Origin of the sequence: Paenibacillus glacialis (genome assembly GCF_001637205.1) — a bacterium.
Classification (GTDB): domain Bacteria; phylum Bacillota; class Bacilli; order Paenibacillales; family Paenibacillaceae; genus Paenibacillus_AQ; species Paenibacillus_AQ glacialis.
Genome location: NZ_LVJH01000070.1, coordinates 210,417 through 226,018, shown reverse-complemented (window position 1 = coordinate 226,018; position 15,602 = coordinate 210,417). Strand labels below are relative to the sequence as shown.

General features: G+C 39.8%; 15 protein-coding genes and 1 other RNA gene. 14 read left to right on the top strand and 2 right to left on the bottom strand.

The annotated features are described in order from the left end of the window. Positions 1-4 precede the first annotated feature (4 nt). From rpoD to PGLA_RS23810, 5 genes are all read left to right on the top strand, one after another. Positions 5-1,141 (top strand): RNA polymerase sigma factor RpoD, encoded by a 1,137-nt coding sequence (gene rpoD, locus PGLA_RS23830; protein ID WP_068537686.1) that lies wholly within the window; start codon positions 5-7, stop codon positions 1,139-1,141. Between the two features lie 280 nt (positions 1,142-1,421). Then, positions 1,422-2,195 carry a tRNA (adenine(22)-N(1))-methyltransferase gene (locus tag PGLA_RS23825; protein WP_068537685.1) on the top strand — a complete coding sequence of 258 codons (774 nt, stop codon included), beginning with the start codon at positions 1,422-1,424 and terminating at the stop codon, positions 2,193-2,195. Next, on the top strand, positions 2,171-3,286 hold the full coding sequence (locus PGLA_RS23820; protein WP_068537684.1) for a Nif3-like dinuclear metal center hexameric protein: 1,116 nt from the start codon (positions 2,171-2,173) through the stop codon (positions 3,284-3,286). Before PGLA_RS23825 ends, PGLA_RS23820 begins: the two co-directional genes overlap by 25 nt. Before the next feature lie 94 nt (positions 3,287-3,380). Further along, an RNA gene (gene rnpB, locus PGLA_RS23815) (RNase P RNA component class A) lies at positions 3,381-3,792 on the top strand. Between the two features lie 206 nt (positions 3,793-3,998). Beyond that, positions 3,999-4,277, top strand: coding sequence for a hypothetical protein (locus tag PGLA_RS23810; RefSeq protein WP_068537683.1), 279 nt, complete (start codon positions 3,999-4,001; stop codon positions 4,275-4,277). Positions 4,278-4,348: 71 nt separating this feature from the next. On the opposite strand, the gene PGLA_RS23805 is transcribed toward PGLA_RS23810, so the two are convergent. Further along, positions 4,349-6,244, bottom strand: coding sequence for a S8 family peptidase (locus tag PGLA_RS23805; protein ID WP_068537682.1), 1,896 nt, complete (start codon positions 6,242-6,244; stop codon positions 4,349-4,351). A gap of 230 nt (positions 6,245-6,474) precedes the next feature. Between PGLA_RS23805 and PGLA_RS23800 the strand changes: the two genes are divergently transcribed. The 6 genes from PGLA_RS23800 (at position 6,475) to thiI (ending at position 11,272) form a co-directional block, all read left to right on the top strand. After that, entirely contained in the window at positions 6,475-6,984 is a 510-nt protein-coding gene (locus PGLA_RS23800) for a YpuI family protein (protein WP_068537681.1), read from the top strand. A 120-nt stretch (positions 6,985-7,104) separates the two neighbouring features. Then, positions 7,105-7,419: a DUF1540 domain-containing protein gene (locus PGLA_RS23795; protein WP_342671707.1), complete on the top strand. Its 315-nt coding sequence runs from the start codon at positions 7,105-7,107 to the stop codon at positions 7,417-7,419. Positions 7,420-7,462: 43 nt separating this feature from the next. Continuing rightward, positions 7,463-7,876 (top strand): hypothetical protein, encoded by a 414-nt coding sequence (locus tag PGLA_RS23790; protein ID WP_068537680.1) that lies wholly within the window; start codon positions 7,463-7,465, stop codon positions 7,874-7,876. A 166-nt stretch (positions 7,877-8,042) separates the two neighbouring features. After that, on the top strand, positions 8,043-8,753 hold the full coding sequence (locus tag PGLA_RS23785) for a lytic transglycosylase domain-containing protein (RefSeq protein WP_068537965.1): 711 nt from the start codon (positions 8,043-8,045) through the stop codon (positions 8,751-8,753). 132 nt (positions 8,754-8,885) lie between these two features. Continuing rightward, positions 8,886-10,046: a cysteine desulfurase family protein gene (locus tag PGLA_RS23780; RefSeq protein ID WP_068537679.1), complete on the top strand. Its 1,161-nt coding sequence runs from the start codon at positions 8,886-8,888 to the stop codon at positions 10,044-10,046. Continuing rightward, positions 10,046-11,272, top strand: coding sequence for a tRNA uracil 4-sulfurtransferase ThiI (gene thiI, locus PGLA_RS23775; RefSeq protein ID WP_068537964.1), 1,227 nt, complete (start codon positions 10,046-10,048; stop codon positions 11,270-11,272). Before PGLA_RS23780 ends, thiI begins: the two co-directional genes overlap by 1 nt. Positions 11,273-11,407: 135 nt before the next feature. Here the strand turns inward: thiI and PGLA_RS23770 are convergent, their stop codons facing one another. Further along, positions 11,408-12,100 carry a TerC family protein gene (locus PGLA_RS23770; RefSeq protein ID WP_068537678.1) on the bottom strand — a complete coding sequence of 231 codons (693 nt, stop codon included), beginning with the start codon at positions 12,098-12,100 and terminating at the stop codon, positions 11,408-11,410. Between the two features lie 128 nt (positions 12,101-12,228). On the opposite strand from PGLA_RS23770, the gene PGLA_RS23765 reads away from it, so the two are divergent. The 3 genes from PGLA_RS23765 (at position 12,229) to typA (ending at position 15,579) form a co-directional block, all read left to right on the top strand. Continuing rightward, on the top strand, positions 12,229-12,894 hold the full coding sequence (locus tag PGLA_RS23765; RefSeq protein WP_068537677.1) for a TerC family protein: 666 nt from the start codon (positions 12,229-12,231) through the stop codon (positions 12,892-12,894). Between the two features lie 181 nt (positions 12,895-13,075). Beyond that, positions 13,076-13,573, top strand: coding sequence for a hypothetical protein (locus PGLA_RS23760; protein WP_068537676.1), 498 nt, complete (start codon positions 13,076-13,078; stop codon positions 13,571-13,573). Between the two features lie 170 nt (positions 13,574-13,743). Continuing rightward, a complete protein-coding gene (typA, locus tag PGLA_RS23755; RefSeq protein WP_068537675.1) occupies positions 13,744-15,579 on the top strand; it encodes a translational GTPase TypA in 1,836 nt (611 codons plus the stop codon). Positions 15,580-15,602: the final 23 nt, after the last annotated feature.

Here is a 15,602-nt window from a genome sequence, read left to right as displayed (position 1 = left end):
AAATATGGCGAATGATCAGCGTACTGAAATAGAGACAGAGTTGACCCTTGATCAGGTTAAAGATCAACTAGTTGAGCAAGGTAAGAAAAGATCAACGTTAAATATCAAAGATATCATGGAGAAATTGTCCCCATTCGATCAAGATCCCGAACAAATGGAAGAGTTCTATGAACATTTGGCCGATTTGGAGATTGAAGTGGTCAACGAGAATGATGAAGAGGTAAATACTCTTCGGTCCAATGATGACTCCGAAGAACATAATGGGGACGAGATGAGTTCCTTTAATGACGACTTGTCATTACCACCAGGGATTAAGATTAATGATCCTGTACGTATGTATCTTAAGGAAATTGGACGTGTACAATTATTATCAGCAGATGATGAAATTCAGTTAGCCAAACGTATTGAGAATGGCGATGAAGAGGCTAAAAGACGCCTTGCAGAAGCAAATTTACGTCTTGTAGTCAGCATTGCAAAACGGTATGTTGGACGAGGAATGCTGTTTCTTGATCTGATTCAAGAGGGCAACATGGGTTTGATCAAGGCCGTAGAGAAATTTGATCATGGAAAAGGATTTAAATTTAGTACGTACGCTACATGGTGGATACGTCAGGCTATCACCCGTGCCATCGCGGACCAAGCGCGAACAATTCGGATTCCAGTTCATATGGTGGAGACCATTAATAAGCTGATAAGGGTATCTCGTCAATTGCTTCAAGAATTAGGGCGTGAACCATCACCAGAGGAAATTGCAGCGGAGATGGAATTAAGTGTTGAAAAAGTTCGGGAGATTATGAAAATCGCTCAAGAACCAGTATCCCTTGAAACACCGATCGGGGAAGAAGATGACTCACATCTAGGAGATTTTATAGAAGATCAGGAAGCGTTGGCACCTGCAGATGCAGCAGCGTATGAGCTTCTCAAAGAGCAGTTGGAAGATGTACTGGATACGCTAACCGAACGGGAAGAAAATGTATTACGTCTACGTTTCGGTCTTGATGATGGACGTACGAGAACACTTGAAGAGGTTGGTAAAGTGTTTGGAGTAACCCGTGAACGGATTCGCCAGATTGAAGCTAAGGCGCTTCGTAAATTGCGTCATCCAAGCCGTAGTAAAAGGCTTAAGGATTTTCTGGAATAAAGCGTATAATTGGACCTTCTGCAGCTCATTAGCTCAGAGGTCTTTTTTTTGAAAATAATAAGGAAGTATAAGTTTCACTTAAGATGGGTATCCGTTTCTTCTTGATAAGAAGATTTCTTGTATTTGGAATTTTTTCCTTGATTTGTTGTATTGGTTTATATTTTAGCTCTTTTTCTTAGCTATTGCAAATCATCATGGTAGCTTTTTTATTAGGTAATTGTTATGTAAATACTTGCAATGTTATTCTTTTTACGAAAAAAATGGATTGTGTAGGTGGCTTATGAAATTATCAAAAAGATTACAATATATTATGGAACAGATCCCAGTTGGAAGTACATTTGCTGATATTGGCTCAGATCATGCTATGTTGCCTGTAGCAGCTATTAAAGCGGGTAAGGCGCTAAGCGCAGTGGCTGGGGAAGTTAATCCCGGTCCCCGCGATGCTGCGTCAAAGCAGGTGGCTACAGCCGGTCTAGGAGATAAGATTTCCGTAAGGCTTGGTGATGGTCTAGATGTTATCTCTCCTGGTGAGGTCGATGTTATTACAATCGCCGGCATGGGAGGAGGGCTAATTTCAAGTATATTGGACCAGGGGATAGATAAGCTCCAAGGTGTAAAGAAACTTGTATTACAACCCAATGTAGGAGAAGAGCTCGTGCGTCGTTGGTTATTAGACAAACACTGGGTGTTAACATCTGAGCATATCATGGAAGAGGATCGTAAAGTATATGAAATACTAACGGCTGTTCCTGAAAATAGTGGTGTGGTAGCGTTCATAAGTGACGATGTTTATAAAGAATATTTACTCGATAGTAATAATGGACCTGTGAAAATAACAAAAGAAATCGCTGTACGGATGGGGCCTTGGTTGTTGCAAGAAAAGAATTCGATCTTTACTACCAAATGGATATCGGAGATCGACAAGTTGGAACGAATATTGAAATCGCTCGCTACGTCTACTTTGCAATCGGCAGAGACTAAATATGAAGAAATAGCACAAGAAATTCTACAGATTAAGGAGGTTCTATCATGTTCGCCAAAGGACAGACTGTAATACAATATATGGAACAGCTAGCTCCTAAACATGTAGCCATGCCTGACGATCGTATTGGACTCCAGTTGGGAACCTTACAGAAGGACATTCACAATGTTCTCATTGCGTTAGATATTAATGATGAAGTTGTAGAAGAAGCAATACAATTAAATGTTGATTTAATCATTGCGCATCATGCGATTATATTTCGCCCATTGAAACAACTTCAGACCGACACTCCAATGGGTAGACTTTATGAGAAGTTAATCAAACATGATATTGCTGTTTACATCAGCCACACCAATCTCGACGTCACAGAAGGTGGGATGAACGATTGGATGGCTGAAGCACTTGGCATAGAGAATGGCTCCCCGATTGAAGATCTTCATACGGAGCAATTATCTAAGTTGGTTGTCTTTGTACCTAAGAGTCATCATCAACAAGTTCTAGATGCAATTCTAGGAGCAGGTGCGGGTTATATAGGTGATTACAGCCACTGTAGCTTTAATATTGAAGGATATGGAACTTTCATGCCCCATGAAGGAAGTAGTCCTTTTATTGGCAAGGAAGGAAAGCTAGAGAAAGTTGAAGAAATACGGATTGAGACCATTGTGCCTCAGGGAATACAGAGAAAAGTAGTACAGGCTATGCTGAAAGCCCATCCCTATGAAGAAGTAGCCTACGATCTGTATGCTATGAATCTAAAAGGGAGAACCTTAGGATTAGGTCGTGTAGGTAAATTAAATACACCCATGTTACTTGAGGAATTCGTGCAGGTTGTTAAACAGAATCTACAGGTAGACCATGTCAGGGTAGTAGGTGACCTGAAACGTCCTATACGTAAAGCTGCTGTACTTGGTGGCTCCGGAAGTAGATATGTATCTCCATCTATATTCCGTGGAGCTGATGTGATTGTTACTGGAGATATTGACTATCATACGGCACAGGATGCTTTAATGGCAGGCATCGCTATTATTGATCCAGGCCATAATGCGGAGAAAATAATGAAATCAAAAGTGGCTGAATGGATGAGAGAGAAGCTTCAAGCTGCTAAGGTTGAGACGGAAATATATGTTTCCAAAGTGAATACAGAACCATTCCAATTCATGTAGTATATAAGGTTACATGTTGAAAGCTGTAACTCTCGAAAGTTACTGGGGGTTGATTTCTCGCTCGACACATTGTATACTATTAAGTGTTGTCCCGAAAGTTTGACAGACAATCGCTGGTGATGCTTAAGGCATCACGAGAGGAAAGTCCGGGCTCCATAGGGCAGGGTGCTGGATAACGTCCAGTCAGCGCGAGTTGAAGGATAGTGCCACAGAAATGGACCGCCGATGGCTGCTAGCAAGCGGCACAGGTAAGGATGGAACCGAGGTGTAAGAGACCCCGAGGAACGCTGGTGACTTCGTTCCTGGTAAACCCCACTTGGAGCAAGACCTAATGGAACGCAGCTTCTCTGCAAGGAGAGCAGCCTTAGCCCGAGGCGCGTTTAGGTTGGTCGCTGGAGCCGCTCAGTAATGTTCGGCCTAGATAGATGATTGTCGTTTGGAGTGGGAGGGTTGTTCCCGTATGAACCACAATAGACACAGAACCCGGCTTAAGGCAAACTTTCAGAACTACAACAACTTAATCTAATTAATATATGTGATGTATCATAATTTAAAAAGGTGATGTTCTATCGGTTAATTACCGAGGGGCATCACCTTTTTTTCGTTATAGAAGGCCTATTTCAGTTAAGTGTGACTTAGGATAGTCAATCGTACAGACCAGAATTAGACGTTTATAATACATTATATTAAAACACGAGAGGAGCAAATGAATATGAGTCATTGTTCTGGTTTTCAATGTCCTGCAGTAGAACCGATAATTTGTGATCCCATTGTCGTTGTACGAGATCATTATTTTACGCAAGTAGTTCCTGTAATCCACACGATTCAAGTGGTCAATAGACGTCATTGTATTCCTGTTGAGAGACATATATATAATACTGTAACAGTAGATGAAGGAATCGAAGAAAGAGTAGGCGTTTCTGGACGAAAAGAGAAAAAACAAAATGTTACCGTTTCGAAAGCAAAAACAAAAAACAAAGTCAAGAAATAAAGAATTATCAAAAACAAAAACAATCCGTATGAGTATTCGCACGGATTGTTTTTTTATAAAGGAATTAGTAATTACTTTGATGATTGTTTTCTCTGAATAACTGATTGCATTAGATTTTGTACATGCTGTGGCCAGAATTGAAGTGGAGAAGATCCGTTACCTGCAGCATTAAGAGCTTTGTAAATATCGACTTGTCCATAACCGAAATACTTATCTCTACCCGCATCCCCTAAATCCACAACACTTTCACGCATCAAAGTCATGACTTCTTCATTATTTAGATTTGGATTTCTGGACCTGATGAGCCCTGCTAGCGCAGCAACATGGGGACTAGCCATTGAAGTTCCAGAAAGCGCGGCATATTCATTATTTAGATAGGTACTTGCTATACTTTCACCTGGTGCTACAACATCAACATAATCTCCATAGTTAGAGAATGAAGCTCGCTTCATATTCGAATCAGTGGCTGACACGGAGAATACTTCGGGATAAGCAGCAGGATATCCTGGTCGCTCTGTATTATCATTACCTGTAGCAGCCACGATGACAACATCTCGGTTATAAGCGTATTTTATAGCATCATGCAGGAATTCAGAGTCAGCATAATTCCCTAGGCTCATGTTGATGACTTTAGCTCCATGATCAGTCGCCCATATAACCCCTTCTGCTACGGAATAGGTTGTACCAGCTCCAGAACTGTCAAGTGCTTTAATCGGCATGACTTTATTGTACCAACTAATACCTGCTACACCTTCATTATTGTTGACTACAGCACCTATAATGCCAGCAACATGCGTGCCATGGCCTACATCGTCTTTAGGTTGAGCGGAAGGATCAACGACGTTATATCCATCAATAAGGTTGCCTTTCAAGTCAGGATGCTTCAAGTCGACACCTGTGTCCACGACTGCAATAATCACATCTTTGCTCCCCTTGGTTAATTCCCACCCTTTGTTCGTCTTAATTGCGGGTAGATTCCATTGATATTTGGAGAACAGCAGATCATTTGGAATGTTAGGTGTAACGGAAGTGTTCTTGTCTTTAGTTAAATCATCATTGGTTAAATATAGATAGTGAGGTTCCACATAATTGGGATGATATTTATTCATGAAAAAAGTCTTGAGTTGTGAATAGTTCATATGATCAGCATGAAATACGTATGCATAACCCATTTTGCGAATCCAATTACTTTTAATCTCTTTGGAAATGGCCATCAATGTTTTATCTGACATTTCTTCACGGAAGTGTACAACAATCTCATTTTCATAATAATGACTGGCCTTTTCATTATCGTGTCCGGTCTTCACGGTAATGTCTCGAAGTGTATTCGTCTCTACAGATTCCACGCGATAGTTACCTTCTTTAGGATAAGGAATTAACCTTAAATTACGTTTCTGGTGATTGGAGACTTCATTCAAAACATGTTGACTAATTAAAGCGATAATTCCTTTGTTCCCCTGTGTTGAAGGTTCAGCCATAATGAAATATTGGGTATCCTTCACTTTGAATGATGGTGATTCATAGGAACGATGATTCCGTAATTGGTTTGTAGCTAATTTTTGATATGTGTTAAAATCTTTGTTATTGTTCGTGTCCCATGATAAGTTTTTTGCTTGGTATGCGCTAGAATGTTGTTTAGAGAAATCAATCCATGTCAGCAACTGAATATGATGATGATCCTTTTGCAATTGTTGGATATACTGATTAATCTGCTGTTTGCTCGACGAATTGAATTGGTCTGCCATGTTAGAAAGATGCTCTTTCGCATCTGCTCGAGTCAAATGATCTGTGGACGAAATATCATGATTCATTATTGTTTGTTTCAAGTGCTCTTCTTGTTGAGGATTAGCTACCGGAGTTCTCGAAATTTGCTTGGAACTCGTATTAGAATTCGGTATCAACATCAAGGTTGTTATCATTGCTACAGCTACTAACACTCCTGAACCTAACCATATTTTGCGGGACATATCAATACCTCCTATAGCGATCTAAAGCTTTTCTTTATCGTTAGGAAGTAGCTGTGTTTTTATTCGTCATGTGAGGGTTGAAATGATCTAACTTGAGTAATAGATTTAAGGCAGAAAAGTATACCGCTTCAAAGTAATATATGGTAGGATAATACAAGTGAAATCTATAGTATAAGGTATAAAAACCTTTAACTATTGACGTAGGTACAATTAAGGGGGAGCTAACGATCATGTCAGCAGCCAATATTCAAAAATTGTGTGAATCCACAAGAGAAAAATTAAAATTTGGTATTGAAAGAACAGAGATATTTCTGAATGAGTATGCGCTGCCGCAATTGACAACAGAGCAATTCGATGAAGAAATGGTTCAATTTTACAAAGGATTTTTGTCCGAACTGCGCCACTTACTTGTCTTCTCTGAAGTGTCTTATGAGAAATTAGGTGTGGTTCTGCGTCGAGCAAATTTTGATATCGAATTTGCCGAAAAGGCTCTCTACAATGTATATCATCACTGCGTCAACAATTTCTTTTACCCTAAAAATGAAAGTTATGCTGAAGACGGCCGTTACGCTTATACAGGACAAGATGCGATTCGCTTCCGTATCAAGCCTATTCAAGAAGCGCGTAACATCATTCTAAATATTACTAAAGTGTATGAAGAGTTAAGAGATGACCTTACGTATTATGAAAGTGATTATTTAACAGAGCGTCGGATGCAAAGTCAACGTAGTCATGCTTAGTTAAAACCTAAATTAATTGTATTATTAAATGCTGAATATTACATAACGGCTGAGTCGTCCTAACTAGGGACAGCTCAGCCGTTTTAATTTGTATTGAGAATAGAGAAATCATGTAGTGAAATGGATTATTCTTTGCATTATGCCATCAACTTACATCTTCATATTCGCATATCAGTACACGGTGTCGGAGACAATGAAGAAGAGGTGATCTTAATGATAAATGAGCCCAAGACATTAGTTAAGTGTAGCGTAAGCAATTGTCACTTTTGGGGAGAAGCGAATTTATGTCAAGCTGAGAAGATTGTGATTGAAATCGATGCTCATGCAAGTCGGAATTTGAATGAAGAATTTGGAGAAGAGCATTTTAATGACCATAAGGATAAGGCTCGAACGTCCGCTGCGACATGTTGTTTAACATTTAGACCACGGTCGTAGGGGGAGGTACATGTCTTTTCAAACGAAATAGGAGGTGTTGTAATTGGGAAGAAATAAACAAGGCTCAGATAAGAATCATGGTCATTCCGAGAATGAAAGTATTCGTAAAGAAAGAATACTTCATGCAAAACGTGTTGATTATCCACGTCTGAATCACGATCATAATGAAGAGTTTGGAGAAGAATATGCAGCAGAAATCGCTCCAGCCCCTTCCGGTATCTCTAATGATGATGATGCGGATATAATGGAGTCAAGAACAGGGCAAATGGCCGGATATGTGGGGCTGGCATTTGGTGTTATATCTTTGTTCATGTGGTCTATCGTCCTTGGTCCCGTTGCGGCGATTATTGGATATTATGCCTTTTCACAAGGAAACAAAGCAACCGGAGGCTGGTCGATGGCTCTTGGGATTTTAGCTACCATCAGTTATTTTGTGCTTATGCCTTTTACAAGATAGTTAATGCCTCGTACTCGAATACACATATTAAAAGTGGACTTTCTGAAGCCTCACATGAGGGTTTGGGAGTTCGCTTTTTTAATGAAGTTAAAGAGAAGGTAGCGTATGTCCCATTCCCATGATAAAATGGAAGAAGCACATTATGATGGAAGTTGGGATAATGATCATGCAGATAGACTCGGTAACTGCTAAACAACTTATAAGTCTACAAGAAAATGCTACGATACAGGATAAAAATGACCTTATACAGAGCATACTTAATACAAATACTGGTGGATCCGAGTTTGATGTATTGTTGAACCAGATGATGACCACGTCTGAAGTGTCAGCGCCAGATAGCGGGGCACCATTGAATCCTGGTGTTTCATGGAGTGACGGGCTGTTATGGCAGCAACTTGGAGCTGTGAGTATGGATGATACGACGATCACTGAAACGAAGACCAAATCAGGGGAATCGTTACCTACAACTTATAATGATCTGATTCAACAAGCGAGTCGTAAATATGGCATATCTGAATCGTTAATTAAAGCCGTCATTGATACAGAATCATCCTTTAATCCACAAGTGGTATCCTCAGCTGGAGCCAAAGGATTAATGCAATTAATGGATGGGACGGCACAAGGTTTGGGAGTTAGGGATTCATTTGACCCAGCTGAGAATATCGATGCAGGAACAAGATATCTATCTTATCAATTAAAGCGCTTTGATGGACAAGAGAATATAGCTCTTGCCGCATATAATGCTGGACCAGGAAGAGTTCAGCGGCTTGGTGTAACGACAGATGCCGAACTAATGAATAATTTGAACTCACTCCCTTTAGAGACGAGAAAATATATAACTAAGGTTCAGGCTGCTCGTGCCAAATACGAAGTATAGAGTGACAACTACATAGTCATATACAAGGGATCACACGGGGGAGGCACCAGGGTGAAAGAGAGTAAGAGTACTTACGCCCACTCCAACGTTTGATCTTTTTGCGTTGTCGAAAAAGAAAGGTGGAAATCTTAAATGATCTACTGGGATCATGCTGCAAGTACGCCACCGTATGAAGAAGTCATACGCACCTTAACTGAGGTGATGAACAAGCATTATGGAAACCCATCTTCCATTCATCAATTGGGTGGGAATGCTGTAAAACTCATTACGCGTGCACGTGAAGTTTGCGCGAGTGCATTGCAGGTTAAATCTTCAGAAATTGTATTCACTTCGGGAGCGACTGAAGGTAATAACTTGGCAATTAAAGGTGCAGCTCTCCAATATATGGGTCGTGGGAAGCATTTGATCACGACGACGGTTGAGCATGCTTCTGTATATGAAAGTTTTCTTCAACTGCAACAGTGGGGATTCGAGGTTACTTTTCTTCCGGTTGATTCGCATGGTTGTGTTACCATAGAATCCATTACTGCATCCATAAGAAAAGATACAATATTAGTTAGTATTATGCACGTTAACAATGAGATGGGGGCTATACAGCCGATAGAAACGATCGGAACGGAGATTAAGCGCTGTAATTCACGGACTTTATTTCATGTCGATGGGGTACAAGGTTTTGGTAAGTTACCTGTGGATTTGAATAGGTGGTGTGTGGATCTATATACGCTCTCTGCTCATAAGTTTCGTGGTCCTAAGGGAACTGGGATACTATATGTTCGAGAAGGCTTGAAGTTAACACCGCTTCTAACTGGAGGATCTCAGGAATTTGGATTACGTGCAGGAACGGAAAATACGCCGCATTTTGTAGCTATGGCTAAAGCGATGCGAATGGCATCGGTACGACAAACGTCGTTTACGAAAGATGTTTCTATTCTACGAGATCGAATTCATGGAATAATTAGAGATATTCAAGGTTTACACCTTCATAGCCATGAGAGCGGTGCACCCCATATTGTGCATTTCTCTTACCCAGGGATGAAATCGGAAGTGTTGATGCATACGTTGGAATTGCAAGGGATGTTAGTATCTACTAGATCGGCTTGTTCCTCCAAACATACAAAGCCAAGCCGAGTTTTGTTGGCCATGGGCCTTAGTAATGAAGAAGCATCAAGTGGAATTCGCATTAGTCTCGGGGATAGTCATACAGAAGAAGATGTAAGCCAATTGGAGCATGCACTACGTTCCGCGGTTGAGGAGTTACGTCCGTTATTAGAAAAAGGAAGGAATGGTAGATGATGATCTATGATATGTTGCTACTACGCTTTGGAGAATTCATATTAAAAGGTAAAAATCGTAGAAGATTTGAGAATTCGGTATTTCTTCATGTGAAATCGGTTCTAGAACCTTTTCCTTTAGTGGAATTAAGGAATGAGTTCGGAAGAATCTATGTATATCTCAATGGAGAAACGGCAAATGAGCCAATACAGGCATTAAAGAAAGTATTTGGTATTGCCTCCATAAGTCCAGTTATCGTGTGTAAGTCCGAATTGGATGACATATTAGGAACAAGTTATCGTTATGTAGAAGAACTGAATTTACAAAAAAGTACTACTTTTAAAGTGAGTGCTAGACGTGTATGGAAGAAGTTTGCTCACTCCTCTCATGAAATGAACCATCATGTAGGATCCAAATTGTTGAAGAATTTTGAAATGTTAGATGTGAGTATGAAGCATCCTGAACTAGAACTGAGAGTGGAAATTAGGGAAACAGAAACCTATATTTTCTTTGAAGTTATTTCAGCTGTAGGCGGGTTCCCAAGAGGAAGTAATGGCAAAGCGATGTTACTTCTCTCTGGAGGGATTGATAGTCCAGTTGCAGCATGGTCATCTATGCGAAGAGGACTTACGACGGAATGTGTTCATTTCTATAGTTATCCTTTTACGAGTCAACTTGCTAAGGAAAAAGTAATAGATCTTGCGAAGGTGTTATCCGGATACGCAGGCGAAATAAAGCTTCACTTAGTGCCCTTTACAGAAGTACAAACTTCTTTTACGGGTCAGGGTCAGGACAAATTAATCATTACTTTAATGCGTAGGTCGATGCTACGGATTGCTGCATTGCTAGCTGAACGGGAAGGTGCATTGGCAATTGTAACCGGAGATAGTCTTGGTCAAGTGGCTAGTCAGACCTTATCAAGTATGAATGCTATTGGTCGTGCGACAGAATTACCACTTCTGAGACCTCTGATTATGATGGACAAGAATGAAATTATTTCGATTGCGAAGGATATTGGGACATATGATCTTTCTATTCAACCTTATGAAGATTGCTGTACTTTGTTTGTTCCAGATTCACCTGCGACCAAACCCAACCTACGTATTGTAGAAAGTATTGAGCGTTCCATCACCAATCTTAATGACATGATCTTGGACGCCGTGGAGCGTACCGAGACGATGGTGCTAACACCTAATGGAGACGGAAGCACAAAAGTTGATAGTCCTGTAGAAGAAGATTGGTTCTAGATACCTCTAAGTAGTAAAGAACAAAAAGGTAGATCAAGGAAATAACCTTGGTCTACCTTTTTTGTCTAGTATATGCAGATCGTACCGGTATCCTACAGAAAGATTTCAGACAGTTTTTTCGCTGTGTAGCGACACCTAAATATTTGAAGCTGTCATGTTATTACGTTTATTTGCTCTAATCTTTATGAATCCTGCAACGAGGATGCCAGTGGTGACGATAAGGATGAATACAATACGAAGAGCAGGGTAGTGTTCAAAAAATGGTTGTAATTTCTTTTCTTCAGTCATCATATTGGATGCTGTATATCCAAGTACGATGGATCCTAAATAAATAATCCATGGGAATCGTGAGATTAATTTGATAAATAGTGTACTTCCCCAGACGACAATAGGAACACTGATTAACAAACCAATAATAACTAATACAAGATTGTGATTAGCAGCTCCGGCGACAGCAATAACATTATCTATACCCATCGCAGCATCAGCGATAATAATGGTTCTAACTGCAGCCCATAATGACTGACCTGCTTTGACATCAGTGTGGGCATCATCATCAGTCATCAACTTGTACGCAATCCAGACAAGCAGAATGCCTCCAATTAACAGCAACCACGGAATATTAAGTAGCCACAATACGACGATCGTAGCGAGAATTCTGAGTACGACCGCACCAGCTGTTCCGTAAATAATAGCTTTTTTCTGAGTAGAGGGCTGCAAATTTCTAGCAGCTAAACCTATGACGATTGCGTTATCTCCTGCGAGGATGAGATCGAGAAATATGATGTTCATTAGTGAAGCGAGAAATCCGAGTACTGTTGTGTCCATTGATGTGTCACTCCTTTATATGATGTACGCATCCGATAACAAATCGGAGTCATAAATAAAAAAATATGTTATCTCTAGCATAGCTCCTCTTATTTATTCATACAAGTAATAATAGGAGGGGTTGTACCATGGAACAAATTTGGTTGTTATTAGAAATTCTTGTTATCAATTTAGTGTTGAGTGGGGATAACGCTGTCGTTATAGCATTAGCAAGTAAAGATTTGCCTCCACCACAGCGTAAAAAAACGGTATGGTGGGGAGCTCTAGGTGCTGTTGTCCTTAGAATTCTTCTAACTTTTGTTGCCTTATTGATGTTGAAAATTCCATTTCTCCAAGCCGTCGGAGGATTGATGTTGTTATGGATAGCATTCCAATTGTTATTGGAAGAGAAGAAAGAGATCAGGCTGGGTGAAACACCGACAATTTCAAAAGCGGTCCGTACCATACTTGCAGCAGACTTCATCATGAGTCTTGATAATGTACTAGCTATTGCAGGTTTAGCCAAAGGCGATTTAGCCTTAATTGTTATTGGAACTGCGTTCAGTATACCTATTGTGATCTACGGTAGTAATATTATTGTGAATTGGTTACAGCGTTATCCTATCCTTATTTATTTGGGTGCAGGGATATTAGGGTACACGGGTGGAGAGATGATGCTTCACGATGCTAGTTTCGGAGAATACATGTCAGCCCTTTTACCGATAGGTTATTCGTTATTTCCTCTTTTACTAGCTATATTTGTGATTTTAGCAGGTGGATTTAAGAAAATGTTGAACCATAAGTTACAGCATTGAAATGGTACTTATAAACTTGTTTAATATTTCTCTTAGAAACGGATATCATCCTAAACAGATGATATCCGTTTCTTTATCTATAATTATGGTTTTTTTTTCATAATTCAGATACAATAATGATGAAAAAAAGATTTCGGTGTTATACCGACCTGATGGCATTTTGGAGAAAAGAGGGTGTGAAATGACTTTCAAAAAAGATGTAAAGTTAGGACTGTTAATTATCATTGCGGGTATTGTCATTTTATTGGGGAAACTTGGGGTATTTGGTTTTCTTGGTCGTTCCCTCTGGCCATTGGCTATATTAATTCCTGGTTTACTCTTGCATGCACTTTATTTCAGTCGTCGTGGGCAGTCGATCCTTCTTATTCCGGGCGGGATATTAACGGTGTGGGGATTACTCTTTGGTATATGTAACATTTGGGGCTGGGGTTTGATGTCTCATTTGTGGCCTGCGTTGATCTTGGGTATAGCCGTTGGACTATATGAGTATTATATATATGAGAGTCCGCGATCTAGTATGGCTTTATGGGTATCCATTATTCTTGGATTACTTTCAATTGTTTTAATCCTGTTAAGTCTGATGCAAACAGGGGTATTATATCTTGTATCGATTCTTCTGATCGCTGTAGGATTATGGCTGATCCTGAGAAGAAAGTCTTCAACTAAAAGTAAATGGTAATAATTTATGTATAAATATGATTCATTTTCAAGAAAAAAACTTGATTATTTCAGAAAAATCATTATAATTTAAAGATATGTTGAAGCGTCGGCATTATCGCCTGGCGCTTCTTTTGTGAGACACGTTGTATAGAATAGAGACTTGAGAATGAAGGGATATGGATATAAACCATGCAATCAAGAGAACAGATCCGCAATATTGCGATTATAGCCCACGTTGACCACGGTAAAACGACACTAGTCGATCAATTACTGCAGCAATCGGGGATTTTCCGTGAGAATGAACAAGTACAAGAAAGAGCTATGGATTCCAATGATTTGGAACGTGAACGCGGAATTACCATACTAGCTAAAAATACGGCAATTACGTACAAAGATTTCACGATCAACATTATGGATACACCTGGTCACGCCGACTTTGGTGGAGAAGTAGAACGTATTATGAAAATGGTTGATGGTGTATTGTTGGTAGTTGATGCGTATGAAGGTTGTATGCCACAGACTAAATTCGTATTGCGTAAAGCACTCGAATCTAATCTAACTCCAATCGTTGTTGTCAATAAAATTGACCGTCCAGCAGCTCGTCCATCGGAAGTTATTGACGAAGTTTTGGACTTGTTCATAGAGCTAGGAGCAAATGATGAGCAGTTGAACTTCCCAGTAGTATATGCTTCTGCGTTGAACGGTACTTCAAGTATGGTTGCAGAGAAGCAAGACGAAACAATGCTTGCTTTGTATGAAACAATCCTTGATCATATTCCAGCACCAACTGAGAAAATTGATGAGCCTCTTCAATTCTTGGTAACGTTGATGGATTATAACGAATATATGGGTCGTATTGCGATCGGTCGTGTTAACCGTGGTATCATTCGCACAGGACAATCCGTAACAGTTATTATGCGTGATGGAAAGAGTAAAACGGCTCGCATTGAGAAATTGTTCGGCTTCCAAGGTTTGAAACGTATTGAAATTGAAGAAGCAGGAGCAGGAGATATCGTTGCAATTGCTGGTATTAAAGATATTAATATCGGTGAAACCATTGCAGATCCGAACAATCCTGAAGCATTGCCTGTATTGAAAATTGATGAGCCTACACTACAAATGACTTTCCTTGTGAACAACAGTCCATTTGCTGGTCGCGAAGGTAAATTTGTTACTTCTCGTAAACTACGTGAGCGTCTTTATAAAGAGTTGGAAACAGATGTTAGTTTAAGAGTAGATGATACTGATACACCAGAAGCATTCATCGTTTCAGGTCGTGGTGAACTTCACCTTACGATTCTGATTGAGAACATGCGTCGTGAAGGATTTGAATTACAGGTTTCGAAACCAAACGTTATCGTTAGAGAAATTGACGGAGTGAAGAGTGAGCCGATTGAACATCTAATGATTGATATTCCTGAAGAAAGTATGGGAGCAGTTATGGAAAGTCTTGGTCAACGTAAAGCAGAAATGACCAATATGTTCAATAATTCAGGTAACGTACGTTTGGAATTCCTTATTCCAGCTCGTGGTCTCATCGGTTACCGTACGCATTTCCTTACTCTAACTCGTGGATATGGTGTTATGAACCATAGTTTTGATAGTTATGGTCCGCTCGTATCTGGTCAAGTTGGTGGACGTAGTAAAGGTGTATTGGTTTCTAGTGAGAACGGAAGCTCTACATTATATGCTATGATCGGTATAGAAGATCGTGGTACGCTATTCGTAGAACCAGGTACTGAGATTTATGAAGGTATGATCGTTGGTGAGCACACTCGTGATAATGATATTGTCGTTAACGTATGTAAAGAAAAAGCTGTGAATAACATTCGTTCTGCGAATAAAGAAGAAACAGTGAAAATGAAAACTCCAATCATCTTCTCTATGGAACAAGCTTTGGAATACTTGAATGACGATGAATTATGTGAGATTACTCCTAAATCAATTCGTATGCGTAAAAAGCTATTGAATAAGAGTGAACGCGAACGTGCGGAGAAAAACCGCAAAATGGCAGCTCAAAATTAATATTTAAGTTAAATGCCCCATTA

Bases quoted from the DNA above. Each gene is read 5' to 3' on its own strand.
- rpoD (WP_068537686.1), top strand. From the start codon at position 5: ATGGCGAATGATCAGCGTACTGAAATAGAGACAGAGTTGACCCTTGAT.
- PGLA_RS23825 (WP_068537685.1), top strand. From the start codon at position 1,422: ATGAAATTATCAAAAAGATTACAATATATTATGGAACAGATCCCAGTT.
- PGLA_RS23820 (WP_068537684.1), top strand. From the start codon at position 2,171: ATGTTCGCCAAAGGACAGACTGTAATACAATATATGGAACAGCTAGCT.
- PGLA_RS23810 (WP_068537683.1), top strand. From the start codon at position 3,999: ATGAGTCATTGTTCTGGTTTTCAATGTCCTGCAGTAGAACCGATAATT.
- PGLA_RS23805 (WP_068537682.1), bottom strand. From the start codon at position 6,244: ATGTCCCGCAAAATATGGTTAGGTTCAGGAGTGTTAGTAGCTGTAGCA.
- PGLA_RS23800 (WP_068537681.1), top strand. From the start codon at position 6,475: ATGTCAGCAGCCAATATTCAAAAATTGTGTGAATCCACAAGAGAAAAA.
- PGLA_RS23795 (WP_342671707.1), top strand. From the start codon at position 7,105: ATGGATTATTCTTTGCATTATGCCATCAACTTACATCTTCATATTCGC.
- PGLA_RS23785 (WP_068537965.1), top strand. From the start codon at position 8,043: ATGCAGATAGACTCGGTAACTGCTAAACAACTTATAAGTCTACAAGAA.
- PGLA_RS23780 (WP_068537679.1), top strand. From the start codon at position 8,886: ATGATCTACTGGGATCATGCTGCAAGTACGCCACCGTATGAAGAAGTC.
- thiI (WP_068537964.1), top strand. From the start codon at position 10,046: ATGATCTATGATATGTTGCTACTACGCTTTGGAGAATTCATATTAAAA.
- PGLA_RS23770 (WP_068537678.1), bottom strand. From the start codon at position 12,100: ATGGACACAACAGTACTCGGATTTCTCGCTTCACTAATGAACATCATA.
- PGLA_RS23765 (WP_068537677.1), top strand. From the start codon at position 12,229: ATGGAACAAATTTGGTTGTTATTAGAAATTCTTGTTATCAATTTAGTG.
- PGLA_RS23760 (WP_068537676.1), top strand. From the start codon at position 13,076: ATGACTTTCAAAAAAGATGTAAAGTTAGGACTGTTAATTATCATTGCG.
- typA (WP_068537675.1), top strand. From the start codon at position 13,744: ATGCAATCAAGAGAACAGATCCGCAATATTGCGATTATAGCCCACGTT.